Annotated in this window: 21 protein-coding genes and 1 tRNA gene; 10 read left to right on the top strand and 12 right to left on the bottom strand. The window is 63.1% G+C overall.

Features of this window, described 5'->3' with window-relative positions; all coding sequences use genetic code 11:
- Positions 1-6: 6 nt before the first annotated feature.
- A complete protein-coding gene (locus ADIAG_RS08630) occupies positions 7-1,383 on the bottom strand; it encodes a cystathionine beta-synthase (protein WP_007270967.1) in 1,377 nt (458 codons plus the stop codon).
- Between the two features lie 103 nt (positions 1,384-1,486).
- Here ADIAG_RS08630 and ADIAG_RS08625 point away from each other — a divergent pair, with 103 nt between their 5' ends.
- Positions 1,487-2,479, top strand: a complete 993-nt coding sequence (locus ADIAG_RS08625) for a DNA-3-methyladenine glycosylase family protein (protein ID WP_043474132.1) — start codon at positions 1,487-1,489, stop codon at positions 2,477-2,479.
- A gap of 18 nt (positions 2,480-2,497) precedes the next feature.
- On the opposite strand, the gene ADIAG_RS08620 is transcribed toward ADIAG_RS08625, so the two are convergent.
- Positions 2,498-2,869 (bottom strand): thioredoxin family protein, encoded by a 372-nt coding sequence (locus ADIAG_RS08620; RefSeq protein WP_007270965.1) that lies wholly within the window; start codon positions 2,867-2,869, stop codon positions 2,498-2,500.
- Positions 2,870-3,220: 351 nt separating this feature from the next.
- On the opposite strand from ADIAG_RS08620, the gene ADIAG_RS08615 reads away from it, so the two are divergent.
- Positions 3,221-3,634 (top strand): hypothetical protein, encoded by a 414-nt coding sequence (locus ADIAG_RS08615; RefSeq protein ID WP_007270964.1) that lies wholly within the window; start codon positions 3,221-3,223, stop codon positions 3,632-3,634.
- 168 nt (positions 3,635-3,802) lie between these two features.
- Here the strand turns inward: ADIAG_RS08615 and ADIAG_RS08610 are convergent.
- Positions 3,803-3,884 (bottom strand) — tRNA-Tyr (locus ADIAG_RS08610).
- Between the two features lie 158 nt (positions 3,885-4,042).
- On the opposite strand from ADIAG_RS08610, the gene ADIAG_RS08605 reads away from it, so the two are divergent.
- On the top strand, positions 4,043-4,531 hold the full coding sequence (locus ADIAG_RS08605) for a YajQ family cyclic di-GMP-binding protein (RefSeq protein ID WP_007270963.1): 489 nt from the start codon (positions 4,043-4,045) through the stop codon (positions 4,529-4,531).
- Between the two features lie 160 nt (positions 4,532-4,691).
- On the opposite strand, the gene htpX is transcribed toward ADIAG_RS08605, so the two are convergent.
- Positions 4,692-5,564, bottom strand: coding sequence for a zinc metalloprotease HtpX (gene htpX, locus ADIAG_RS08600; RefSeq protein WP_007270962.1), 873 nt, complete (start codon positions 5,562-5,564; stop codon positions 4,692-4,694).
- Positions 5,565-5,669: 105 nt separating this feature from the next.
- A complete protein-coding gene (locus tag ADIAG_RS08595; RefSeq protein ID WP_043474285.1) occupies positions 5,670-6,950 on the bottom strand; it encodes an MFS transporter in 1,281 nt (426 codons plus the stop codon).
- Positions 6,951-7,022: 72 nt separating this feature from the next.
- On the opposite strand from ADIAG_RS08595, the gene ADIAG_RS08590 reads away from it, so the two are divergent.
- Both ADIAG_RS08590 and ADIAG_RS08585 read left to right on the top strand, forming a co-directional pair.
- Positions 7,023-7,451, top strand: a complete 429-nt coding sequence (locus tag ADIAG_RS08590) for a Fur family transcriptional regulator (RefSeq protein ID WP_007270960.1) — start codon at positions 7,023-7,025, stop codon at positions 7,449-7,451.
- A gap of 57 nt (positions 7,452-7,508) precedes the next feature.
- Complete coding sequence (locus tag ADIAG_RS08585; RefSeq protein WP_007270959.1) at positions 7,509-9,005, top strand: catalase; 1,497 nt, start codon at positions 7,509-7,511, stop codon at positions 9,003-9,005.
- Positions 9,006-9,097: 92 nt separating this feature from the next.
- On the opposite strand, the gene ADIAG_RS08580 is transcribed toward ADIAG_RS08585, so the two are convergent.
- Together ADIAG_RS08580 and ADIAG_RS08575 are read right to left on the bottom strand one after the other, a co-directional pair.
- The gene (locus tag ADIAG_RS08580; RefSeq protein ID WP_007270958.1) at positions 9,098-10,042 is read right to left on the bottom strand and encodes a DUF368 domain-containing protein; all 945 of its coding nucleotides are present in this window, start codon (positions 10,040-10,042) and stop codon (positions 9,098-9,100) included.
- Positions 10,043-10,287: 245 nt separating this feature from the next.
- The gene (locus ADIAG_RS08575; RefSeq protein WP_007270956.1) at positions 10,288-11,685 is read right to left on the bottom strand and encodes an FAD-dependent oxidoreductase; all 1,398 of its coding nucleotides are present in this window, start codon (positions 11,683-11,685) and stop codon (positions 10,288-10,290) included.
- 359 nt (positions 11,686-12,044) lie between these two features.
- On the opposite strand from ADIAG_RS08575, the gene rarD reads away from it, so the two are divergent.
- Entirely contained in the window at positions 12,045-12,995 is a 951-nt protein-coding gene (gene rarD / locus ADIAG_RS08570; protein ID WP_007270955.1) for an EamA family transporter RarD, read from the top strand.
- 118 nt (positions 12,996-13,113) lie between these two features.
- Here rarD and gabT read toward each other — a convergent pair whose 3' ends face one another.
- From gabT to ADIAG_RS08560, 3 genes are all read right to left on the bottom strand, one after another.
- Complete coding sequence (gene gabT, locus ADIAG_RS08565) at positions 13,114-14,454, bottom strand: 4-aminobutyrate--2-oxoglutarate transaminase (RefSeq protein WP_007270954.1); 1,341 nt, start codon at positions 14,452-14,454, stop codon at positions 13,114-13,116.
- A 225-nt stretch (positions 14,455-14,679) separates the two neighbouring features.
- On the bottom strand, positions 14,680-14,817 hold the full coding sequence (locus ADIAG_RS20880) for a methionine/alanine import family NSS transporter small subunit (protein ID WP_007270953.1): 138 nt from the start codon (positions 14,815-14,817) through the stop codon (positions 14,680-14,682).
- Positions 14,814-16,391: a sodium-dependent transporter gene (locus ADIAG_RS08560; RefSeq protein ID WP_007270952.1), complete on the bottom strand. Its 1,578-nt coding sequence runs from the start codon at positions 16,389-16,391 to the stop codon at positions 14,814-14,816. The genes ADIAG_RS20880 and ADIAG_RS08560 overlap by 4 nt, the downstream gene beginning before the upstream one ends.
- A 111-nt stretch (positions 16,392-16,502) precedes the next feature.
- On the opposite strand from ADIAG_RS08560, the gene ADIAG_RS08555 reads away from it, so the two are divergent.
- From ADIAG_RS08555 to ADIAG_RS08545, 3 genes are read left to right on the top strand one after another with little or no spacing between them, the layout of a single operon-like run.
- Positions 16,503-17,909: a PucR family transcriptional regulator gene (locus ADIAG_RS08555; RefSeq protein ID WP_007270951.1), complete on the top strand. Its 1,407-nt coding sequence runs from the start codon at positions 16,503-16,505 to the stop codon at positions 17,907-17,909.
- Positions 17,910-17,935: 26 nt separating this feature from the next.
- Positions 17,936-18,370, top strand: a complete 435-nt coding sequence (locus ADIAG_RS08550) for a hypothetical protein (RefSeq protein WP_007270950.1) — start codon at positions 17,936-17,938, stop codon at positions 18,368-18,370.
- A 10-nt stretch (positions 18,371-18,380) separates the two neighbouring features.
- Positions 18,381-18,896, top strand: a complete 516-nt coding sequence (locus ADIAG_RS08545; RefSeq protein WP_007270949.1) for an HIT family protein — start codon at positions 18,381-18,383, stop codon at positions 18,894-18,896.
- 21 nt (positions 18,897-18,917) lie between these two features.
- On the opposite strand, the gene ADIAG_RS08540 is transcribed toward ADIAG_RS08545, so the two are convergent.
- Together ADIAG_RS08540 and ADIAG_RS08535 are read right to left on the bottom strand one after the other, a co-directional pair.
- Positions 18,918-20,015, bottom strand: a complete 1,098-nt coding sequence (locus ADIAG_RS08540; RefSeq protein ID WP_043474124.1) for a polyprenyl synthetase family protein — start codon at positions 20,013-20,015, stop codon at positions 18,918-18,920.
- Between the two features lie 173 nt (positions 20,016-20,188).
- Positions 20,189-20,902 carry a demethylmenaquinone methyltransferase gene (locus ADIAG_RS08535; protein WP_043474122.1) on the bottom strand — a complete coding sequence of 238 codons (714 nt, stop codon included), beginning with the start codon at positions 20,900-20,902 and terminating at the stop codon, positions 20,189-20,191.
- Positions 20,903-21,019: 117 nt separating this feature from the next.
- Here ADIAG_RS08535 and ADIAG_RS08530 point away from each other — a divergent pair, with 117 nt between their 5' ends.
- Positions 21,020-22,357 (top strand): isochorismate synthase, encoded by a 1,338-nt coding sequence (locus ADIAG_RS08530; RefSeq protein ID WP_007270946.1) that lies wholly within the window; start codon positions 21,020-21,022, stop codon positions 22,355-22,357.
- Positions 22,358-22,475 lie beyond the last annotated feature (118 nt).

Raw genomic sequence — 22,475 nt, 5'->3', positions numbered from 1 at the left:
GCTTTCTTAGTGGGTGAGGTGGGACAGCAGGTCGTGGCGGGTGATAACCCCGATTGCTGCCCCGTCGTCGGTGACCAGCAGGGCGTCGTGCGTCGAGAGCTGGTCCTTGGCCCGGTCGATGGATTCGTGGAGACCGATCAGCGGCAGCGGTCCGGTGACCAGCGGGCCCACCGGATCGGTGAGGGAGATTTCGTTGCGGAAGAGCCGCTCGGTCAGCGTGCGCTCATCGATGTAGCCGCGGACCTCGCCCAGCCGCACGGGCGGTTCGGCCGAGAGCACCGGCAGCGCCGAGACGCCGTATTCGTTCATGATGCCGATGGCGTCGCGCACCGACTCGTTCAGGTGCGTGTGGACCAGGTCCGGCAGCCCGGCCGGCTTCGCGGCGAGCAACGCGCCCACGGTGTCCGACGCGTCGTCGCGCAGGAAGCCGTAGGAACGCATCCAGTCGTCATTGAAGATCTTGCCGAGGTAGCCGCGCCCGCCATCGGGCAGGATCACCACCACGATGGCGTCGGCCGCAAGATCCTTGGCCGCCTGCAGTGCCGCGACCACCGCCATGCCGGAAGAGCCGCCGACCAGCAGCCCTTCCTCCTTGGCCAGGCGGCGGGTCATGGCAAACGCGTCGCCGTCACTCACCGCAATGACCTCGTCGGGCACCGCCGGGTCGTAGTTGCCCGGCCACATGTCCTCGCCGACTCCTTCGACAAAGTAGGGGCGCCCGGTGCCTCCGGAGTAGACCGAACCATCGGGATCCGCGGCTATCACCCGGACCGGGCCCGAGGCCCTATCGGCAGAGACTTCCTTGAGGTAGCGACCGGTGCCGGTGATGGTCCCGCCGGTGCCGGCGCCGATGACCACATGGCTCAGCGTGCCGTCGGTGTCTTCCCAGATTTCCGGGCCGGTGGACTCGTAGTGACTGTCCGGGGCGGCGGGGTTGGAGAATTGGTCGGGTTTGTAGGCCCCGTCGATCTCTCGCACAAGGCGGTCAGAGACCCCGTAGTAGGACTCGGGGGAATCGGGGGCGACCGCGGTGGGGGTCACCACGACGTCGGCGCCGTAGGCCCGCAGCACGTCGCGCTTTTCCTCCCCGACCTTGTCGGGGGTGACGAAGATGGTCTTGTAGCCCTTGAGCTGCCCAACCATGGCCAGACCGACCCCGGTGTTACCGCTGGTGGGCTCGACGATGGTTCCCCCGGGCTTCAGTTCTCCGGAGGCCTCCGCTCTTTCCACCATCTTCAGGGCGATGCGGTCCTTGATGGACCCTCCGGGGTTCAGGTATTCCAGCTTCACCAGGACGGTTGCCTCGATGCCGGAAGTGACCGAATTGAGCTTGACCAACGGGGTTTTCCCGATCAGGTCCAGGACTGTGCGTGCATACTTCATGGCGCCACTCTACCGGCGGGGCGTCATATTTCTGACGCCGTTCGTAGTGAAACTTCATCCTCGCAGGCCCCAGGACATGAGGTGCCAATGGCAGACTTGGACCATGCCCGAAAATATGTCTGCAGCTCTGCCCGAGGCCGATGCGTACGCCTCGTGGCGGCCGGACGGCGCCTATGCGTTGGACAAAACCTTGGGCATCCTGCGGCGCGGGCCCGGCGATCCCACCATCAAGCTGACCGGCTCGCGAGCCTGGCTTTGCTTCCATACACCGGGTGGACCTGTCACATTGGCTCTCTCGCGCACCGGGGGCCTGAGCCCCACCATCGAGTTGCGAGCTTGGGGGCCCGGCGCCGGGGAAGCCATCGAACGGGGCCTGCACCTGGTGGGTGCCTATGACGACTGGAGTGCTTTCGACGACCGGCACTGCCCCGTGACTTTGCCTGCGGTGGTGGCGCAGAGCCGGAGGTTCAATCGGGGGCTGCGTTTTCCGTCGACCGGACGAGTTTTTGATGCGCTGCTGCCGGCCATCTTGGAGCAGAAGGTCACGGTGATTGAAGCAAATTTCGCCTGGCGCTACGTGTGCGAGGCCGTCGGTGAGGTCCCACCAGGTCCGGCCCCCGCGGATATGCGCCTGCCGCCGACCCCCGCGGCGATCCGTTCGCTACAGACATGGCAATGGCATCAGGCCCGTGTGGATGCCAGGCGGGCGGCGACCGCGGTGCGTGCGGCTGCGGCGGCAGCGAGTCTGGAACGCTGGGGGCTGCTGGAGCTGGGGGCAAGACGTGAGAATGTCGCGGGAACCGGGACTCTGGCCGCGGCGCTGAGCTCCATACCGGGAATCGGTGCTTGGACCGTTGCCGAGGTGTTGCAGCGCACCCATGGTTCGGCTGACCATGTTTCGGTGGGCGATTATCATTTGGCGGCCTTCGTCGGCCAAGTGCTTACCGGACGACGGGTCGATGATGCAGGAATGCTGGAATTGCTGGCACCATGGTCGGGTCACCGCCAGCGCGTGGTGCGCTTGATCGGTCTTTCTGGGCACCGCAAACAAGCGTTCGGTCCCCGGTTGGCGCCGATGGATCATCGACGCCACTGAGCCCCAAAGGGGCCGAAGCTACTGGGCTTGGGCTTCTTGTTCTGCGATCTGCGCGTGGACTTGCTTCATGTCGATGCCCTTGACGGCGACCACGAGGTCGTCGAGTTGCGAGGCGTTCATGACGCCGGGCTGGGAGAAGACCAGCACCTTGTCACGGAAGGCCATCAGGGTCGGGATCGAAGTGATGTTGGCGGCTCGCGCCAGTCCCTGTTCGGCCTCGGTGTCGACCTTCGCAAAAATCACCTCGGGATATTTCGCGGAGGTTTCCTCGTAAACGGGGGCAAATTGGCGGCAAGGACCACACCACGCAGCCCAGAAATCTACGAAGACAATGTCATTTTCTTCCAACGTCGTCGTGAACTCAGACTCGGTGATATTGAGAGTAGCCATGAATCAACATTACCGCGTGTTCGCTGTCGTGCCCCAGTCGATCGCCTATTTTCGGCGTTCCGCGGCGTTGCGGCACCTTGGAATCAGGATTGAGAAGAGTTATCCACAATTTTGTTGCACCCCGCCCATGGGGCTGCCGACGCGCCTACGCTCGAGTGGAAGTCCCCATCATTCTAGGAGGTTGCCATCGACTGCACCACGCGGCGCCGGATGGGCCTTGGCCCGCAATCCGGTTCGCTAGCCAGCTCTGGCTCTCCTCATGGGGAGTCATTGGTCACTTGGATACAGAAAGGACGCATCTGCGCTCCGTGACCCCCTTTTCGGTCACCGATCCGGATGCTCAACAAGGACATGACACGCTGCACATTGTTGCTGATCACTACCGGAGGAACCGGGCGCAAGGCTTTGTCAGAGGGGATGCTTCTCGCCGAGCGGTACGTCGACGCGCTTCCCATGGATTTGGCAATCGTTGACTCGATGCCTTTCGCGGTAGCCCCCGCATTGCGCATTCAGGAAAAAGCTTCATTCCCGGTACCGCTGGAAGACACTACTTCCGCCGCGACGTCGGTGGGACCATTGCAAGCCATCTGGAACGGGTGCCGCTGGCTCACCCCAGGGTCATGCCCACCAGGGCCCCTCGAAGACAATGGGGCCACCGAATGGCAGTGGGCGCACTATCGGGCGGTCCTTGATGCTCCTGCGGAAGCCATCATGCTGCTGTGGGACATCTATGTCATCCCGATGAGCCAGAAGCTGGCGGCCTGAATCGTGGGTGGCCGAGCAGCGGCACAGGTTGTTGATGTGGGTCGCATCCAGCAGCTGCCTCGGCCAACCCATTCATCTTTTTCCCCTGACTTGCATCAACGGTGCCGGGGGCAAAGAGAAAGACCGTGTTCAAATCCTAGGATTTGAACACGGTCTTCGTTCATTCGGTGGCAGATACTGGATTCGAACCAGTGAAGGCGATGCCAGCTGATTTACAGTCAGCTCCCTTTGGCCACTCGGGTAATCTGCCGAATGTTCTCTTCGGAACGAGTAGAAACTCTACATGAGAGTTTCACCAGAGCGCAAATCGAGGTCCCTTTGAAGCAGAAAAGCCCGGATTTACGGTCGCTTGCGGCGCCCCGGTACTCTTGTAGGCAAAGCACACATTCCCTATACGAGGAGGCTCACATGGCGAGCGATTCAACTTTTGATGTTGTCAGCAAGGTCGACAGCCAGGAAGTGTCCAATGCAATGAATCAGGCGCAGAAGGAGATCGTTCAGCGCTATGACTTCAAAGGCATTGGTGCAGAGATCGACTTCAGCGGCGAGAAGATCCTGATGAAGGCCAACTCCGAGGAGCGTGTCAAGGCGGTTCTCGATGTGTTCCAGTCCAAGCTGGTCCGACGCAACATTTCCCTGAAGTCCCTGGAAGCCGGCGAGCCGTACGCCTCGGGCAAGGAATACCGCATCGAGGCCGAGATCGTTGAGGGCATTGCCCAGGACGTTGCCAAGAAGATCAACAAGCTGATTCGCGACGAGGCACCCAAGGGCGTGAAGTCCACCATCCAGGGTGATGAGCTGCGCGTGTCCTCGAAGTCACGCGACGACCTGCAGGCCACCATGACCCTGCTGCGCGGCTTCGACGAAGCAGACCTGCAGTTTGTGAACTTCCGCTAAGCGGACTGTATTTGAGCCTGCTGCGCGTAGGCAGGTGATGGCGAAGGCCGGGACCATTGGTCCCGGCCTTCGCCATCTTCATCGTCGATCGCTGGCTGCATACTGTCAGCAATGAAACGGGGAATGCCTCGCCCCCTGACCACCGAGGAAACTGGTCGGATCAGGAACCGAGCGGGCGTCCGGCCATCTTTTCGAGCCGCGCCACCCGGTCGTCCATGGGCGGATGTGTGGAAAAGAGCTTCTTGGCACCACCCAGGAATGGGTTGGCGATCATCAGGTGCGAGGTATTGACCAGACGCTGGTTGTCGGCCGGTAGCGGTGCGCGCTGCACCCCGCTCTCGAGCTTGCGCAGGGCAGAGGCCAGGGCCAGCGGGTCTTGGGTCAGCTTCGCGCCGTCTTCGTCGGCATCGTATTCGCGGGTTCGGCTGATGGCCATCTGGATCACCGTCGAGGCCAGCGGGGCCAGCAGAGCCATCGCGATCATCGCGATCGGGTTGGCGTTGCGCCGGTCCCCGCCTCCGAAGAAGAGCATCATCTGTGCCACCGAGGTGATCACGCCTGCCACCGCGGCGGCCACCGAGGAGGTCAGGATGTCGCGGTTGTACACGTGCATCAGTTCGTGCCCCAGCACCCCGCGCAATTCGCGCTCGTTGAGCAGCGTCAGGATGCCCTCGGTGCAGCACACCGCGGCATTCTGCGGGTTACGGCCGGTGGCAAAGGCGTTGGGTGCGGAGGTGGGGGAAACATAGAGGCGCGGCATGGGTTCCTGCGCCGTCATCGAGAGCTCGCGCACGATCCGGTACATGGCCGGCTGCTCCGCCTCGGTGACCGGGCGGGCCTGCATCGAACGGATGGCCAGCTTGTCCGAATTCCAGTAGCCGTAGGCGGTGGTGCCCACACCGATCAGGGCGAAGATCCAGATGAAGGCGCTGCTTCCGGTTCCCGACGCCAGCAAGGCACCAATGGCCAGCAGCATCGCGAACATGCCGCCCAGCAGCCCCGCCGTCTTCAAGCCGTTGTTGTGATTGTGCACTGCGGTTCTCTCCTTGATGTCAGTTCCGGGTACACCGGATGCATAGCTAACGTCCAGTCTAATTAAACCTGCTGTGTGCTGGCTTTGTTCCCGCCGGACCGACACTCAGGAAGTCGGCTGTCTGGAGTCGTACCGCAGGAAGCCCGGCTCCCGGCGCATCAGGAGGGCGGCGGCCACGATGCAGGCCATGCCGCCGGCCACCAACGTCCACCCTTCGCCCAGGGGCGCAGCAAAGGCTCCGGAGAGCATCTCGCCCAGGCGTGGCCCGCCGGCAACGACCACGATGAAGACCCCTTGCAGGCGCCCGCGCAGACGGTCCGGTGTTGCCGTCTGCAAGATGGTGGTGCGGAAGACCGAGGAGATGGCGTCGGCGACTCCGGCCAGCGCCATGGCGGCAGCAGCGGGCCAGAGCCAGGGCCCGGCAGACCCGTCGAGGGGCACCGGACCGCGCGAGGCCAGCAGCACCACCACTCCGAAGAGTCCGATGCTCGCGCCCCACACGCAGACACAGATGAACACCGCCAGGCCTTGCCGGTGAATGCGGGCCACCGGTCCGGAAAACATCCCGGCCAGGAAGGCGCCCATGGCGGTGGCGGCCAGCAGCAGTCCCATGGTCAGCTCTCCCCCGCCGATCAATACCGCGCCGATGGCCGGCAGCAGCGCCCTCGGCGCCGCCAACACCATCGCTGCCATATCGATCAGGAACGTCATGCGCACGTTCGGGGAGCTGCCCAGGAATTTGAACCCCTCGATGACCGAGCGCAGGCCGGCCTTGGCAGGGGTCCCCTCGGGAGGTAATGAAGGTAACTTGTAGACCGACCAGACAGCGGCGGTGTAGGTGAGCACGTCGATGGAATAGGTCCAGCCGAATCCGAACTGAGCAACGAGCAGCCCGCCGAGCAGCGGCCCGACCATTTGGGCAATACCGAAGGTGACCATGTTCAAGGAGTTGGCCGCGGGCAAGGCCTTGAGTCCGACGATGGCGGGGATGATGGCTCCGCGCACCGGCTGGTTGATGCCGCCGGCGGCCGAGTGGATGGCAACCAAGCCGTAAAGTACCCATACGTTATCGACGCCCAGCCACGCTTGAGCGGCGATTGCGGCGGTGGCCACCCACAGCACCAGCGCGGAGACCAGGGCGACCTTGCGGCGGTCGTGGGCATCGGCGATGGAACCGCCATAGAGTCCGGTGAGCACCAGCGGGACTAGGGCGAAGGCACCCAGCAGCCCGACGTGCAGGCTCGAGCCGGTCAGCGCGTAGACCTCCAGGCTGACCGCCACCAAGGTCAGCTGCCCGCCCACGGCGGAGAGCGCGTTGCCGATCCAGAGCCGCTTGAAGGCGGGGCTGTCGCGCAGAGGTGTCAGGTCGGCAAGAAGTCGGGCCACCACCTGAGTCTAGCCATTTGCGACACGCCTCAGCGCTTCCTTATCTTGACAGAATCAAAATAAGGGGGTGGAATGGGTCACATGGACTATTCGGCACAGATGCGAGACCTCGGCCTGCGGGTTACCCGCGGTCGCCTTGCTGTGCTTGAAGTCCTGGACGGGCACCCGCACTCCTCGGCGGAGAAAGTTGTCGCCGAGGTCCGCTGCTTGTTACCCCAAGTTTCCATCCAGTCTGTTTACAACGTGCTCAATGATCTGACGGCGCAGGGAATGCTGCGCCGCTTCACTCCGCCGCATTCCGCGGCTCTCTACGAGACCCGCGTGAACGACAACCACCACCACGCCATATGTACCGGCTGTGGCCGGATCGAGGACGTGGAATGCGCGGTGGGCCATGCCCCTTGCCTAGTCCCGTCCGAGAACCATGGCATGGAAATCCAGATTGCTGATGTCCTATACCAGGGCATCTGTGAAGACTGCAGGAAACGCGCTGCCGCCTAGCGCGTCACCGGACACCGACAGTCGAGTTACCAACCCCATATTATGAAGGAGAATCTCTTGAGCGAGAACTTCACGACCACACAGAGCGGTGCCCCCGTTGCCAGCGACGCACACTCGCTGACTTCCGGCCCCGACGGCATCACCGCGCTTCACGACCGCTACCTGGTTGAAAAGCTGGCCTCGTTCAACCGCGAGCGTGTCCCGGAGCGCAACCCGCACGCCAAGGGCGGCGGAGCCTTCGGTGAATTGGTTATCACCGAAGATGTTTCGAAGTACACCCGTGCAGCGGTCTTCCAGCCGGGCGCCACGTCCGAGACGCTGCTGCGCTTCTCCTCGGTTGCCGGCGAGCAGGGCTCCCCCGACACCTGGCGCGATGTGCGTGGCTTCGCGCTTCGCTTCTACACCACCGAAGGCAACTACGACATCGTCGGAAACAACACCCCGGTGTTCTTCATCCGCGACGGCATCAAGTTCCCCGACTTCATTCACTCGCAGAAGCGCCTCGGCGCTTCCGGCCTGCGCGATGCCGACATGCAGTGGGACTTCTGGACCCACTCCCCCGAGTCCGCACACCAGGTGACCTACCTGATGGGCGACCGCGGTCTGCCGACCTCGTGGCGCGAGATGAACGGCTACGGCTCGCACACCTACCAGTGGATCAACGCCGAAGGCGAGCGCTTCTGGGTGCAGTACCACTTCCGCTCCCGTCAGGGCGTGCACAACATGTCCAACGAGGAAGCAGAGAAGCTTGCCGGCTCGGACGCCGACTTCTACCGTCGCGACCTGTTCGACAACATCGAGGCCGGGAACTTCCCGACTTGGGACGTCGCAGTGCAGATCATGCCGTATGAAGAAGGCAAGACCTACCGCTTCAACCCGTTCGACATCACCAAGACCTGGTCGCACAAGGATTACCCGTTGATCCCGGTCGGCCACTTCACGCTGAACCGCAACCCGCAGAACTTCTTCGCCGAGATCGAGCAGGCAGCCTTCTCGCCCTCGAACCTGGTTCCGGGCATCGACATCAGCCCCGACAAGATGCTGATGGCCCGCGTGTTCTCCTACCCGGATGCCCAGCGCAACCGCATCGGCACCAACTACAACCAGTTGCCGGTCAACCAGCCGCACGCCGCTAAGGTCAACACCTACATGCACGAAGGTGCCATGCAGTACACCTTCAACGCACCTGAGGCCCGCGTCTACGCCCCGAACTCCTTCGGTGGACCGGAAGCCGACGCAGCCCGCGCTGGAGAAGGCAGCTGGGAAACCGACGGCGAAATGATTCGCGCCGCCGCGACCCTGCGTTCCGAGGACGACGATTTCGGCCAGGCAGGCACCCTGTACCGCGAGGTCTTCACCGCGGAGTCCAAGGAACGCTTCCACGCGAACCTGCTGGGCCAGTGCCAGGGCATCACCATCGAGTCCATCCGTGAAGGCTTCTTCCAGTACTGGACGAACGTTGATGCTAATCTCGGTGCGATCCTGCGCGACGCCTATGCAGCCGGCGTCGCAGGCACGACCGATGGTGCAGCTGAGATGGCGGGCAAGGCCTAACCAGGCCCTGGCTACGAGCCACCACTGACAAAGCGGCCCGACCTCCTTCGGGAGGTCGGGCCGCTTTGTCGTGCCGGGATCCACGATCTTCCTTAGGCGGCGTCCTGCTTGACCGTCGCCTTGACCGTCGCTCGCAACTCCGCCCAGACGCCAAGTCCCACGATCAAGGCGCCGCCTAGGGCGAGCGCCACAACCGGCAGCAGGGTGGCAGGGTCCGCGGCAACGACGTTGCGGGATTCGTCCTGCCACGGCCACAAGGCGCGCAGGCCACCGGCCATCAGCCCCGTGATGACCACCATGGTGAGGTGGTGACGCACGGCGAGCAGTTTGCGCAGGCCGAGCACGATCACCACGCCTCCCACCACAGCACCGACCATGAACAGGCCGAGGTAGCCGAGTTCGCGGTTGTTGACCGCCGCCAGCGTCGGCTCGTAGAGGCCCAGCGCGAGCAGCAGGAACGATCCCGAGAGGCCGGGAAGCGCCAGGGCGCACACGGCCACGGCGGCACACGCGATGATCGTCAGCGGCGTCACCTCAAGGGTCTGCGGCGGCAGCGAGACGCCGATGCCGGCAATGAGCGCAGCGAGCACCGCGTAAGCGGTGTCGCGACGGCGCCACCGGCCGGCCAAACGGATCGGGATCAACAAGGACACCAGCACCATGCCGAAGAACGCCGCCCGCATCAACACCGGGTGGTTCGCGGACAGGTCCTCCATCACCTGGGACATCAGCAGAATGCCGGCAATCATGCCCCCGAGCAGTGGAACGACCAGCAGCCAGTCCACCTGACGCAGGCGGCTAACCCCCTCGCGGCGTGCTGCTGCCCCACGGGCGATGCCCGCAAGCACCTGGTAGACCCCGACGATCAAGCTGGAGGCAGAGGCGATGAGCCTCTCGTAGATCATCACGGCCAGTGCGACGGTGCCGCCGCTCACCCCGGGCATGGTTTCGACGGCACCAATCAGGCCGCCACGGACCAAGTTCGCGGCAATTTCGGGCAACGGCCGGCGACTTTTCTGAGCTATTTCATTTTTCACGATTCTAGTACGCTAGCGCACCGTTGCCGCGCTGCCCGCATTTCCCCCTGCCTTTCGGATCACATAGCGTGGCCGCATGGTCCCCCGACGACGAGGATTCCATCCAGCGCACCACTTCCTGGTCGGATGCCTTGGGGAAGCGGGGACGTCCCCAGTTCATTGCCGCCATGCGGTTCCTTGCCGCACAAGACAGGGGCCCGTGCTTTCCGCTACTTCGGAAATCACGAGCCCCTGCAACCTACAGTCTAGCCGCGGGAAATCCTGACCATTTCCTCGCGCTCCACGACCTTCACCCGAGCACGGTCAACCGGACCGTTGGTGGTCTGTGCCGGGGAAGCACCCTCGCCCAGGGAAATCTCGTGGGCATCAAGCTTTTTCCAGCCATCCCAGGTCGTGTATTCGACGCCGCGGGCTTCGAGCAGTTCGATGATTGCGTCTTCGCTCGGGTTGCTGGCCATCGGCAGCGAGAGCCGGTCCTCGAGCAGGTTCCCAATGGTTTCCAGCGCATCACCCTTGGTGTGACCGATCAGGCCAACCGGTCCGCGCTTGATCCAACCCGTGGCGTAGACACCCGCCACATGCGATCCATCTGCGTCCAGTACGCGTCCGCCCTCATTGGGGATGACACCGCGCTGCGCATCATATTCAACTTCGGCTAGCTCGGAACCGAGGTATCCGATGGCCCGGTAGACGGCTTGCACCGGGTAGTCGATGAATTCGCCGGTGCCCTTGACGTTGCCGGTGCCGTCGAGCTCCTGGCGTTCAAACTTGATGCCGGAGACCTTGCCGTCCTCACCGCTGATTTCCACCGGGTTATGTAAGAAGTGCAGGTGCAAGCGGCGCGAAGCCCCGGTGTCCTGCTCCTCCACAATCCAGTTGGTCAGCGTGTTGACCATCGTCTTGACCTGGTTGTTGGACTTGATCAGCGCGTCCGAGGCCTCATCGAATTCGAAATCTTCCGGGTAGAGCACAATGTCCACGTCGCGGCATTGGCTCAGTTCGCGCAGCTCCAGTGGGGTGAATTTCACCTGCGCGGGGCCACGGCGGCCAAAGATATGCACGTCGGTGACCGGCGAATCCTTCAGACCTTCAAAAACGTTGTCCGGGATCTCGGTGACCAGCAGGTCCTCGGCATGTTTGGACAGCACACGGGCCACGTCGAGGGCCACATTGCCGTTGCCCAGCACCGCGATCTCCTTGGCCTGCAGCGGCCAGGTGCGTGGGACATCGGGCTGCCCGTCATACCAAGAGACGAAGTCTGCGGCGCCGAAGGAACCCTCCAGCTCGATCCCCGGGATCTCCATCCGGGCGTCCTTGATGGCGCCGGTGGCAAAGATCACCGCGTCGTACATTTCACGGATATCGCTGAGCTTCAGGTCCCGGCCGTAGGTCACGTTTCCCAGGAAGCGGATATCCCCTCGGTCCAGCACCTTGTGCAGCGCGTTGACGATACCCTTGATGCGCGGGTGGTCGGGCGCCACACCGTAGCGAATCAACCCGTAGGGGGCAGGGTAGGCGTCGAGCAGGTCGATGCTGACCTCGAACTCGCGCTCCGCCTTGGTAAGGATGTCGGCAGCATAGACGCCGGCCGGTCCTGCCCCGATGATGGCGACACGGAGCGGGCGTACAGCTGAATCGGACACGAGGGGATTCCTTCCGGAGAATGATCACTGGGGCGAGCAAATAGCGCACACCCAGCTAGTCTAATTGGCTCCGTCGGGCAAACGTGAATCACTGTAAGCAGTCTCACGCCCGGTCCGGCGGGTTCCCCTTGATTCCATCAGCCTTCGATGGGCAGAGGTTCCGCACCGGAATTCCGGCCGACACCGACCCCACGATAGGCTCACAGGCAAGGGACAAACCATGCCCCGACACGACGCCAAACACCCATGTTACCCGCGAGCAGGGCCAAGAGCCGTGCGAACGGACCCCGATCCTGCAAGGTTTGCCTGCGGATCCGTACCGCCGAAATAGAATCGATGTACCGCCTGTTGAGCCAATCATGACCCCGAAGCCCGCCATTGCCACGACTGCCACCAGCACGGGACCAGCTAGCGAACGCTCCACCGGACTACTTCAGGGACTGGGTGCCTACGGCCTTTGGGGCATGATGCCGCTGTACTTCCTGACGATCGCCATCGCCTCCCCGTGGGAGATCGTCGCCTCGCGCATCGTCTTCTCGCTGGTCTTCTGCATGATTCTGCTCAGCGTGTCCAAAAGTTGGACCGTGTTCCTGGCCCTGAGCCGCGACCGTCGGGCCATGATCCGGCTCTCGATCGCTTCGGTGCTGATCGCGGTGAACTGGCTAACGTACACCTATGCGGTGCTCAACGGCCATGCCACCGAGGCAGCGCTGGGGTATTTCATCAACCCGCTGGTGTCCATTGGCCTGGGCGTGATCTTCCTGAAGGAAAAACTGCGCACCATGCAATGGGTGGCCATCGGGTTCGGCCTGGCGGCCGTCATCACCCTGACTTTCGCCTATGGCAACGTCCCGTACATCGCCCTGACGCTGGCGTTCTCCTTTGGCTTGTACGGTTTTGTGAAGAACCGGGTGGGGCGCACCGCCACCGCGTTGACTTCGCTCACCATGGAAACGATCATCCTGCTGGTTCCGGCGCTGGGGTTCATGATCTGGCTGGTTCTCACCAATGCGGACACGTTGGTATCGGCAGGGCCGGCACACTTCTGGTTGCTGGCGGCCAGCGGAATCGTCACCGCCGTCCCGCTGCTGCTCTTTGGCGCGGCGGCGCGCAGGCTCCCGCTCTCGACCCTGGGTACCATGCAGTTCCTAGTCCCGATCCTGCAGTTCATCGTGGCCATGGTCGTCTTCAAGGAACCCATGCCGCCCGAACGCCTGATCGGATTTTCGCTAATCTGGGTAGCTGTCATCTTGTTGTGCATCGACATGGCCAGAGAGCCCCGCAGACTCGGCTCCACCAAGGTTTCCTAGACGCGCAGCCCCGCGTCCGGACTAACCCGCCGATAGCAGCAATAAAGGCAGGTTGGTTGTCCCGGATCTGGGAGAACCAACCTGCCTCTTTTTACTTTTTACGCTGCAGCGACGTGAGCTATGCGTTGGCGCGGATGGCGCCTTCCAGCACCTCGAAGGCCTCGGCCAGCAGCTCATCGCCAATGACCAGCGGCGGCAGCAGGCGGATGACATTGCCGTAGGTGCCACAGGTGAGGATCAGCACGCCCGCGGCCAGGGCGTCGGCGGCGATCTTCTTGGTGGTCTCAGCATCCGGCTCGGTGCTGCCGGCCTTGACCAGCTCGATGGCCACCATGGCGCCGCGGCCACGGATGTCGCCGATGATCGAGACCTCGTTGGCTAGGGCACGCATCCGGGTGAAAAACTGTTCCTCGATTTCGCGGGCACGGCCGGCGAGATCCTGCTCTTCCATGAACTTGATGGTTTCCAGTGCTGCGGCAACGGCAACGGGGTTGCCGCCGTAGGTCCCACCCAGGCCACCTGGGTGGACGGAATCCAGTAGTTCGGCGCGGCCCACGATTCCCGAAAGCGGCATGCCGCCGGCGATGCCCTTGGCCACCGTAATGATGTCCGGGACGATGCCCTCAATCTCGGAGGCGAACCAGGCGCCGGCACGGCAGAATCCTGCCTGCACCTCATCCGCGACAAAAACAATGCCCTGTTCCGTGGCCCACTCGCTCAGGCGCGGCAGGAATCCTTCGGCCGGGACGATGAAGCCGCCCTCGCCCTGGATCGGCTCGATGATGATGGCGGCGATCTGATCGCCGCCGATCTGCTTCTCCATGGCCAGGATGGCGCGCTCGGCAGCCTCCCGGCCCGTAATGTTCGGGTTTTCCTCGCGGTACGGGTAGCTCATGGGCATGCGGTAGATTTCCGATGCCAGCGGGCCGAAACCGCGCTTGTAGGGTGCTGCCTTGGCGGTCAGCCCCATGGTCAAGTTGGTACGGCCGTGGTAGGCGTGGTCGAAGGCCACCACCGCTTGGCGGCCGGTGGCCACCCGGGCGACCTTGATGGCGTTCTCCACTGCTTCGGACCCGGAGTTGAAGAAGACTGCCTTCTTGGCGTGGGTTCCCGGGCTGATCTCGGCCAGCTTCTCGGCCAATTCGATGTAGCCCTCGTAGGGGGTGACCATGAAGCAGGTGTGCGTGAAGCGGGCTGCCTGGGCGGCCACGGCGGCGGCGACCTTTTCATTGGAGGCACCGACCGATGTCACAGCGATTCCGGAGCCCAGGTCGATGATCGAGTTGCCATCGACATCGACGATGATGCCGCCATCGGCATCCGCCACGTAGACCGGCAGCGCGGAGGAAACACCGGTGGCGACTGCCGCCGAACGGCGTTGCGCAAGCTCGATGGATTTGGTGCCGGGGAATGCGCCATTGATGTCGCGCTTCTGTGTAATGCGGTAGGTGACGTCCATGAACGATCAGCCCCTTCCCCGGATCTCTTGCCCGGTGACTTGTTGGTATCTACTTCCCAGTAGCCTATGCCGTCTCGAGCAACGTCCGCCAGTGAAATTGGCACAGTCGGATTCGCCCGGAGCAGTGCAGATGCACAGGACATCGCCCACCCAAAAAAGACGCGGGCCCTCACCCCCGGATGATGTCCCGGGGTGAGGGCCCGCATGTGGTGCGGTTGGTCGCGACTAGAGTTCCGGCGCGATGTCTTCGGGCAGTTGGCCCTCGTCTTCCGGGTGCCGGGACAGGTGGACCAGCGAGAGCGCAAGTCCGCCCCAAATAGTTGCCAGCGAAATGACCAGCATGGTGATCGCGATGGGTGTCATGATGTTGCTTCCTCGTCTTCCTCTGCAGCAATTGCCGCGTACTCTGGGTCGTCGATCTTGGACTTTTTACTCCAGGGGATCAGGGACAGGATGATCGCCACGACCACCAAGGCCCCGGCCATGCCCCACCCGTAAACGGCCAAGAAATCCACCGGGTAGCCCTCGTAAGGTTCATTGATCTTGGTAACAAACTCGTTGTAGAGCATGTAGGCAAGTGCCAACGGGGCAACGACACCGACCAGGATCATCCAGGTCCAACGCATCTTGATCGAGGAAGTCCGGTTCAGGTGCTTGGAGAGCACCGGGAGCTTGCGGAACACCCAAGCGATCATCACCACGGCCACCAGCGCACCGGCGAGGATGCCGAAGCTGTTGACGAATGCGTCGAAGGTGTCCAGCAGGTACAAGCCTGTCACCGTGGGGAAGAGCACAATGGAAATCAGTGCAACAGGGACACAGACGGCAACCGCCGAGGCGACGCGGCTCCAACCCGATTTGTCTTGCACCGCAGCCACGATGACCTCAAGGATCGAGATCAACGAAGTGACGCCGGCAAAGACAAGCGAGCCGAAGAAGAGCACACCCATGATTGCCCCGAACGGAGCCTCAGAAACGATGGTCGGGAAGGCGATGAAGGCCAGCCCGATACCGGCGGTGGCAACCTCGTCGATTGCACTTCCCGCGGCCTGTGCCATGAAACCCAAAGCAGCGAAAACGCCGATACCGGCGAGCATCTCGAATCCGGAGTTCGCGAAGGCAACGACCATGCCGGAGCCGGTGAGGTCGGTCTTGCGTTTGAGGTAGGAGGAATAGGTGATCATGATGCCGAAGGCAACCGAGAGGGAGAAGAAGATGTGGCCATAGGCTGCCGCCCATACGGTGGGATCGCCCAGGGCTTCCCAATTGGGGGTGAAGAACGCGTTCAGGCCGTCAATCGCGCCGGGCAGGAACAACGACTGGGCAACGAGCAGCACGAACATGACCACCAGCAGCGGCAGGAAGATGCCGTTGGCTCGCGAGATGCCCCTGCGCACGCCGGCCACCATGATCACGATGATCACAAGCCAGACGATCAGCAGCGGCCAGAAAATGCCAGGAACATAGTCGAGGGTTACTCCCGGGACCTCGGCGACTTGCAGGAATTCTCCCATCAGGAAGCCTGCGGCGTCATCGCCCCATGCCTTGGTGACGGAGAACCATGTGTACATCGCAGCCCACGCGATGATGACCGCGTAGTAAATGGCGATGATGAAACACACCAGCACCTGCCACCAGCCCAAAACCTCTGCGCCGCGGTGTAGCCGCCGGTATGCCAGCGGCGCCGAGCCTCGGAACTTGTGTCCGATCGCGTAGTCAAGGAAGAGCAGCGGAATACCGGCGCTCAGCAACGCAGCCAAATACGGGATTAGAAAGGCGCCGCCACCGTTGTCATAGGCGATGTAAGGGAAGCGCCAGATATTCCCCAGGCCGACGGCGGAGCCGATGGCGGAGAGAATGAATAGTTTGCGAGTAGAGAAGGTCTCTCGACTTGCCAGAGCGGGTTTTCCGCCCTGAGCAGAAGATTGAGTGGTCATGCATCAACGTTAACCCACATGTGAGCCCCGCTATAAGAGCTGCGCCACATCTTCCGGCGATTCCGCACAACTCGCCGTGCGAATGCACAACATGTTCCATAGACTTGGTGCATGGCCATCACTTTGTTGAAACTTCTTGAGTCCCACACCCTGGGGCTCAAGGCTCACACCGACATCACAGACGTCGGGGTGACCCCCATAGAATGGGCGGCCGTCACCGAGCTGCGCGATCCTTCGCCGTTTCTGACCGGCGGGGAAATTGTCCTGACCACTGGACTGAGGCAAAACACCATCGCCGCTCAGGAAGCGTTTGTCGACACACTTGCCGGCGCCGGGGTGTTGGCTTTGGGCTTCGGCACCGGGCTCAGCCACCGCAATGTCCCGGCGGCAGTCATCCGCAAGGCCACCGAGCTGGGGCTGCCGGTCTTCGAAGTCCCCTACGAAACTCCGTTCGTCGCCATCACCAAGCTCATCGCTGACGCGCTGAACGATGACCACCTCAAACGACTTGAGCAGCTCTTACAGGGCCACCAGAAGCTGGCGTCCACGCTGTTGACCGGCGGCCTGCGCGCGATGCTCAATGAGCTGTCCCGGAAACTGGGCACCGCCGTCGCGCTGACCCAATACGCGGCAAAACTCCACGGGCCCGAGCTGGGCGGAGACGAGTGGCATCGGGTACCGATCGCCACCGGTATGCGTGACAAGTGCACCCTGTACCTCGCCGAGCCTTACTCGCACGATGGTTTGGTGCATTATGCCCAGAGCCTGATCGGGCTGGAACTGGCCAACCAGGCCCTGCTGCGCGAATCCAATCGCATGGTCGCCGGCCAGACGTTCTCCGATTTGATGGCCGGAACGCTCAAGGGGCCGGAGGCGGATGCGCGGTTGCAAGGAATCGGGGTGGTTCCGAACCGGCCGCATTCGGTGGTGCTGGTGGCTGCCGAGTCCGGCCAGGAAACGGCCCTACGTACCCTTCCGATCCCCCCGGGCTTCGACCACGTGGTCTCGGCGATCGTGGATGATCGGCTGGCGCTGGTCGTGGCACGCAACGATGGCACCGAGGTCGCCGACGGAATCGACGCGTTCCTGCAGGGTGCAGGAATCAAAGCCACGGTCGGATTCGGCGGCGGCTACACCCAACCCAACGGTCTACGCTGGAGTTTTTTCGAGGCGGTCGAGGCGCTGCGCCACGGCGAACGCATCAACACCCCCTCCAAACTGTCGCTGACCTCGTTGCTGCTGGCCGCTCGCGACGTCCCGCTCCAGGCGCTGGCACTGGAGGCCCTGGAGCCGTTGCAGGCCTTCGATAAGAAACATGCCGCCGAGTTGTTGGGCACATTGCGCAGCTACCTGGAACTTGACGGAAGTGTCGGCTCGGTGGCCGAAGCCCTCGGATTGCACCGGAACACCGTGCGCTACCGGTTGCAGCAAGTCAGTGAGCTTTCCGGCTACGATCCGACGACCACCGCCGACCGAGTGCAATTGTGGCTGGCACTCAAGGCAGTGGACCTGAACTAGCCCGGCTGGCCGATAGGATGGATGTCATGGCTGAAATGTTCCTTGAGAAGTTCCGTTCACTGGTTCCGCTGTACCTCGAGGACGAGTGGCAAACCGAAGATGGACTCACCGAGTCCGAGCTCGAAGAAGACCTTGCCGAGGTCGACTCCCCCATCCCACTGGTCCTGCGCGAGTTCTATCAGGCCCTGGGCGGCTGCGAAGACCTCATGGAGGCCTACCATTACTTCTTCGATCCCGAAGAGCTCGAGATCGAAGATGGCTACCTGTTGTTCCTCGAGGACGAAGAGGAAAAGTACGTGTGGGGCTTCCGCATCGACCAGCTCGAGGTCCCGGACCCGATCGTTTACCGGCGGCAAAATGCCCGCGGCGTGTGGAAGTCCGAAGAGGGAACCTTCAGCGAATATGTCCTAGACATGTTCAGCTGGGTCTTCGACGAGCTGTCCCCCGAGCTGGACAACTAACAGCAGCTTCATGGATCGACTCTGGACATCGCATGCTCCGGCGGACTATGCCTGCCCGTTCTGCGAGCTGCTGGCCGGCGGCGAACTAAGCGCCGGAAACCTTTGCGCGGCAACTGACCTGATCTACCGCACCGAATCCGTGGCCGTCATCATGGCGTGCGACGGATTCGGGCCCCACGGCGGGCACGCCATGGTGATCCCTGTCGAGCACCACGAGGCGATCTATGACCTACCCGACGATATTGCCGCGCAGATCATGTTCGAGACCCGGCGCATCGCCCTGGCCATGAAGCACGCCTGGAACCCCGAAGGAACCAGCACCCGCCAGCACAACGAACCGGCCGGCAACCAACACGTCTGGCATTACCACCAGCACGTCTTCCCCCGCTTTTCCGGCGACAACCTCTACGGGCATTTGCGCCACCGGGTACCGGTTGCCGAGCGTGCACAAAAGGCCGCCCAGTTGCGGGCGGCCCTCGGTGCAGCGAGCCTCTGGGGCGAGGACCCCACCAGGTTCAGTTATTGATGGATTACATCCGGTGAAGCCCTAGAGCTCCCGGGTCACCACGGCGTCGGCAAAGGCCGTCAGCGAGGCCTTAACCGTTCCTTCGGGCAGCGGTGCCAGCGACTCGATCGCGTCATCGGCCCAAGCTCGGGCCACGTCCCACGCCTGGTTGGTGGCATCGTTGCCGGAGACCGCAGCAACGGCGAGGCCCAGGGCCTCATCGCTGGTCAGGTCCCCATCAACGAGCTCAAGCACGCGCGCGGCGTCTTCGTCCCCCGCTGCCGCGGCGTTGCGCATCAACAGGATTGGTAGCGTCGGAACACCTTCGCGCAGATCGGTACCGGGGGTCTTGCCCGACCGCACCTGGGCACCTGTGACATCGATGACGTCGTCGGCGACCTGGAAGGCCACCCCGACCTTCTCTCCGTAGGAGCGCAGGACCTCGACGTACTGCTCTGCCCCACCGAAGAGCGCCCCATAGGCACCGGAGGTTGCCAGCAGTGAGGCGGTCTTATCGGAGATGACGCTGAGGTGGTGCTCGATGGGGTCATCGCCCTCCCGCGGACCCACGGATTCATGCAGCTGGCCCAGGCACAACCGCTCAAAGGTCCGTGCTTGCATGGACACCGCCTCCGGACCGAGCTCCGAGCCGATCACCGAGGCGCGGGCGAAGATCAAGTCACCGGTGAGGATCGCAACCGAGTTCCCCCAGACCTCGTGGGCCGTGGGTGCTCCGCGGCGCATCGGGGCGGAATCCATGACGTCGTCGTGGTAGAGCGTCGCCAGGTGGGTCAGCTCCACGATGGCCGCGGCCTTGATGACCTCCTCGGTCACCCCATCGCCCAGCAGCGAGGCCAGCACCACCAGCAACGGCCGGATGCGTTTGCCACCGGCTTCAACCAGGTGGCGGCTGGAGGCATCAATCAGGGGGTCGGAATTAGCTATGGCGTCGCGCAACAGCTTCTCGACCTTGGCCAGTCCGGTGGCGATGGCGGGGCCGAACTCGGGGTCTTGGGCGATGAGCCCAAATCCCCCGGGAAGGTTCACGGCTGCAGCCAGCACGCCCGTTTCGGGGTTCAAATCGAAGGAGTCGTGCACGCCGTGTCCGGCAGCTGTCCAGTTTGTCTGTGAATCGGTCACTGTTCTAAGACTTACTATCTCTCGACGGTCGGTTCCAGCCGCGGCGGGTAGGCCGATACTGGTTGCTGGTCGGTTGGCACCAGCTGCTCAAGTACATGGTTCACTCTATCGCCAAACCATGCCGGGACTTCCTTCGTGGTCGGCATACGGCAGGTCGCGGGCCCGGCATGACGTCATGAGGCTGATTCCTGGGCCTGGAGCTTGGTGGCCCGGTGCACTGCCACGATGCCCCCGGAGAGGTTCCGGTAGCGGCATGATTCCCATCCGGCTTCCTCAATCCACGCGGCCAGCCGGTTCTGCGCGGGCCAAGCGCGGATGGATTCGGCCAGATAGACGTAGGCCGAGGGGTTCGAAGAGAGCTTGGTGGCCACCGGAGGAAGGGCGCGCATCAAATATTCGGTGTAAACGGTGCGAAACGGCGCCCAGCCGGGGTGCGAGAACTCGGCAACCACCAGCCTGCCGCCGGGCTTGGTCACGCGCAGCATCTCGGCCAGTGCTTTTTTCGGTTCACCTACGTTGCGCAGCCCGAAGCTGATGGTCGATGAGTCAAAACTATTATCGGCAAAGGGCAGGTTGGTCGCATCCCCTGCGACAAAGTCGATATCAGGGCGCCGGCGCTTGCCGACCCTCAGCATGCCGTGGGAGAAATCGCAGGCCACAACACCGATCCCGGCGTCCGCATATGGTTCGGACGAAGCGCCGGTCCCGGCCGCCAGATCCAGCACTCGCTGCCCACGCGTGGCACCCAGCGCATCGACCACGATCTTGCGCCAGCGCCGGGTTTGGCCCATGGAGAGGATCTCATTCATCACGTCGTAACGCTCGGCGACATCGTCAAACATGGCTTGAACTTCTTCGGGACGCTTTTCCAACGATGCACGGCTCACCTTTTCATTGTCGCAAAGTTCAAGGACAAGCGCGAAAACGCGCAGAGGCGCTCGAGGCGTGAGCGGCGCCACGTCGGCTCCGTAGGGCCTCATTTCCGGCGGTAAGCTAAGCAGACCATGACTTCCCAACTTTCCGCTGCCCCGGGCACCCAGCCACCGGGCACCGTTCCGCTGTTGCGTTCGATCACCATCCAGCGTCCGGCCATGAGCGAGCACGGACTGCTTGACTACATCACGCGCGACGAGTCCCTGGTCTGGTCCCGGCATGGGGAAGGGACCATCGGCTTCGGCCAGGTCGCACGCTTCGAATCCACCGGGGCCGAGCGCTTTGCGCTGGCGCGGCACTGGTGGGACGCGATCTCCGAAGCAGCCGATGTGCAGGATCCGCTGCAGCAGCCGGGCACCGGGCTGATCGCTTTCGGGGCCTTCGCCTTCTCGTTTTCCAGCAGCTATGCCTCGAGGCTGATCGTCCCGAAGATCGTGGTGGGGCGCAACGAGACGTGCAGCTGGATCACCTACACCGTGGCCGACCCCGAGGCCGAACTGTCCGCCGAGGCAGCCGAGACCGAATTGGCGGGCCTGCTGGAGGACTACTCCCCCGAGCATGAGCTCGGCGCCGGTGCCGACAAACTGGTGGCCGGGCAGATCTCCGAGCAGGCCTACCGGGAGTCGGTGCTCAAGGGCGTGTCCGTCATCGAGTCCGGGGCTGTGACCAAGCTGGTGTTGGCCCGCGACGCCGTGGCGGAGCTGGCCTCGCCCATTGCCGTTGCCCAGGTCCTGCGCCAGCTGGCCCTGCGCTACAACGACTGCTGGACCTATTCGGTGGACGGGCTCATCGGAGCCACCCCCGAGATGTTGGTGCGTGTACGCGGCGATTTCGCCGAGGCGCGGGTGCTTGCCGGGACACTGGACCGCGCCACCGCACCCAGCGACGATCCCGACTATGCCCACCGGATGCTGCTCGAGGACGAGAAGCAGCGTCACGAACATCAACTGGCGATCGACTCGCTGACCGAACAGCTCGGTCCGCTGGCCTCGGGCATGGATGCTCCGGATGAGCCCTTTGTCCTGCAGCTGCCCAATGTCTGGCATCTGGCCTCCGACGTCAAGGCAACTCTGGCCACACGCGCGGACGGAAGCGTTCCAGGAGTGCTTGACCTAGCCGAGGTCTTCCACCCGACCGCCGCAGTGTGCGGCACCCCCACCAAGGAAGCCGGCCGGATCCTGCGCGAACTCGAAGGCATGGACCGCGGCCCGTACGCCGGACCCGTGGGTTGGATCGACACGCGCGGCAATGGCGAATTCGGCATTGCCTTGCGCGGCGGAGTGGTCGAATCGCCCACCTCGGTGCGGCTCTACGCCGGCTGCGGCGTGGTCGCGGCGTCCGATCCGGCGGCAGAGCTTGCCGAGTCGTGGGCCAAGATGCGCCCAATGCGTGAGGCCCTGGGCATCTAGCGCCGGCGAAACGGCCGACATAACAGTTGCACAACAGCCCTTGTTTACAAGGAGAAACTCTATGTAGCCTGTGAGGCATATCTCAAAGTGTTGCGCCGACGGTTAGAATGATCTCCGA

It is taken from the genome of Paeniglutamicibacter gangotriensis Lz1y (genome assembly GCF_000348945.1).
Taxonomy (GTDB): domain Bacteria; phylum Actinomycetota; class Actinomycetes; order Actinomycetales; family Micrococcaceae; genus Paeniglutamicibacter; species Paeniglutamicibacter gangotriensis.
This window is presented reverse-complemented; position numbering and strand designations above follow the sequence as displayed.

Bases quoted from the DNA above. Each gene is read 5' to 3' on its own strand.
- ADIAG_RS08530 (WP_007270946.1), top strand. From the start codon at position 21,020: ATGACTTCCCAACTTTCCGCTGCCCCGGGCACCCAGCCACCGGGCACC.
- ADIAG_RS08545 (WP_007270949.1), top strand. From the start codon at position 18,381: ATGGATCGACTCTGGACATCGCATGCTCCGGCGGACTATGCCTGCCCG.
- ADIAG_RS08555 (WP_007270951.1), top strand. From the start codon at position 16,503: ATGGCCATCACTTTGTTGAAACTTCTTGAGTCCCACACCCTGGGGCTC.
- ADIAG_RS08625 (WP_043474132.1), top strand. From the start codon at position 1,487: ATGCCCGAAAATATGTCTGCAGCTCTGCCCGAGGCCGATGCGTACGCC.
- ADIAG_RS08615 (WP_007270964.1), top strand. From the start codon at position 3,221: ATGACACGCTGCACATTGTTGCTGATCACTACCGGAGGAACCGGGCGC.
- gabT (WP_007270954.1), bottom strand. From the start codon at position 14,454: ATGGACGTCACCTACCGCATTACACAGAAGCGCGACATCAATGGCGCA.
- ADIAG_RS20880 (WP_007270953.1), bottom strand. From the start codon at position 14,817: ATGACACCCATCGCGATCACCATGCTGGTCATTTCGCTGGCAACTATT.
- ADIAG_RS08590 (WP_007270960.1), top strand. From the start codon at position 7,023: ATGGGTCACATGGACTATTCGGCACAGATGCGAGACCTCGGCCTGCGG.
- ADIAG_RS08630 (WP_007270967.1), bottom strand. From the start codon at position 1,383: ATGAAGTATGCACGCACAGTCCTGGACCTGATCGGGAAAACCCCGTTG.
- ADIAG_RS08560 (WP_007270952.1), bottom strand. From the start codon at position 16,391: ATGACCACTCAATCTTCTGCTCAGGGCGGAAAACCCGCTCTGGCAAGT.
- rarD (WP_007270955.1), top strand. From the start codon at position 12,045: ATGACCCCGAAGCCCGCCATTGCCACGACTGCCACCAGCACGGGACCA.
- ADIAG_RS08620 (WP_007270965.1), bottom strand. From the start codon at position 2,869: ATGGCTACTCTCAATATCACCGAGTCTGAGTTCACGACGACGTTGGAA.
- ADIAG_RS08550 (WP_007270950.1), top strand. From the start codon at position 17,936: ATGGCTGAAATGTTCCTTGAGAAGTTCCGTTCACTGGTTCCGCTGTAC.
- ADIAG_RS08605 (WP_007270963.1), top strand. From the start codon at position 4,043: ATGGCGAGCGATTCAACTTTTGATGTTGTCAGCAAGGTCGACAGCCAG.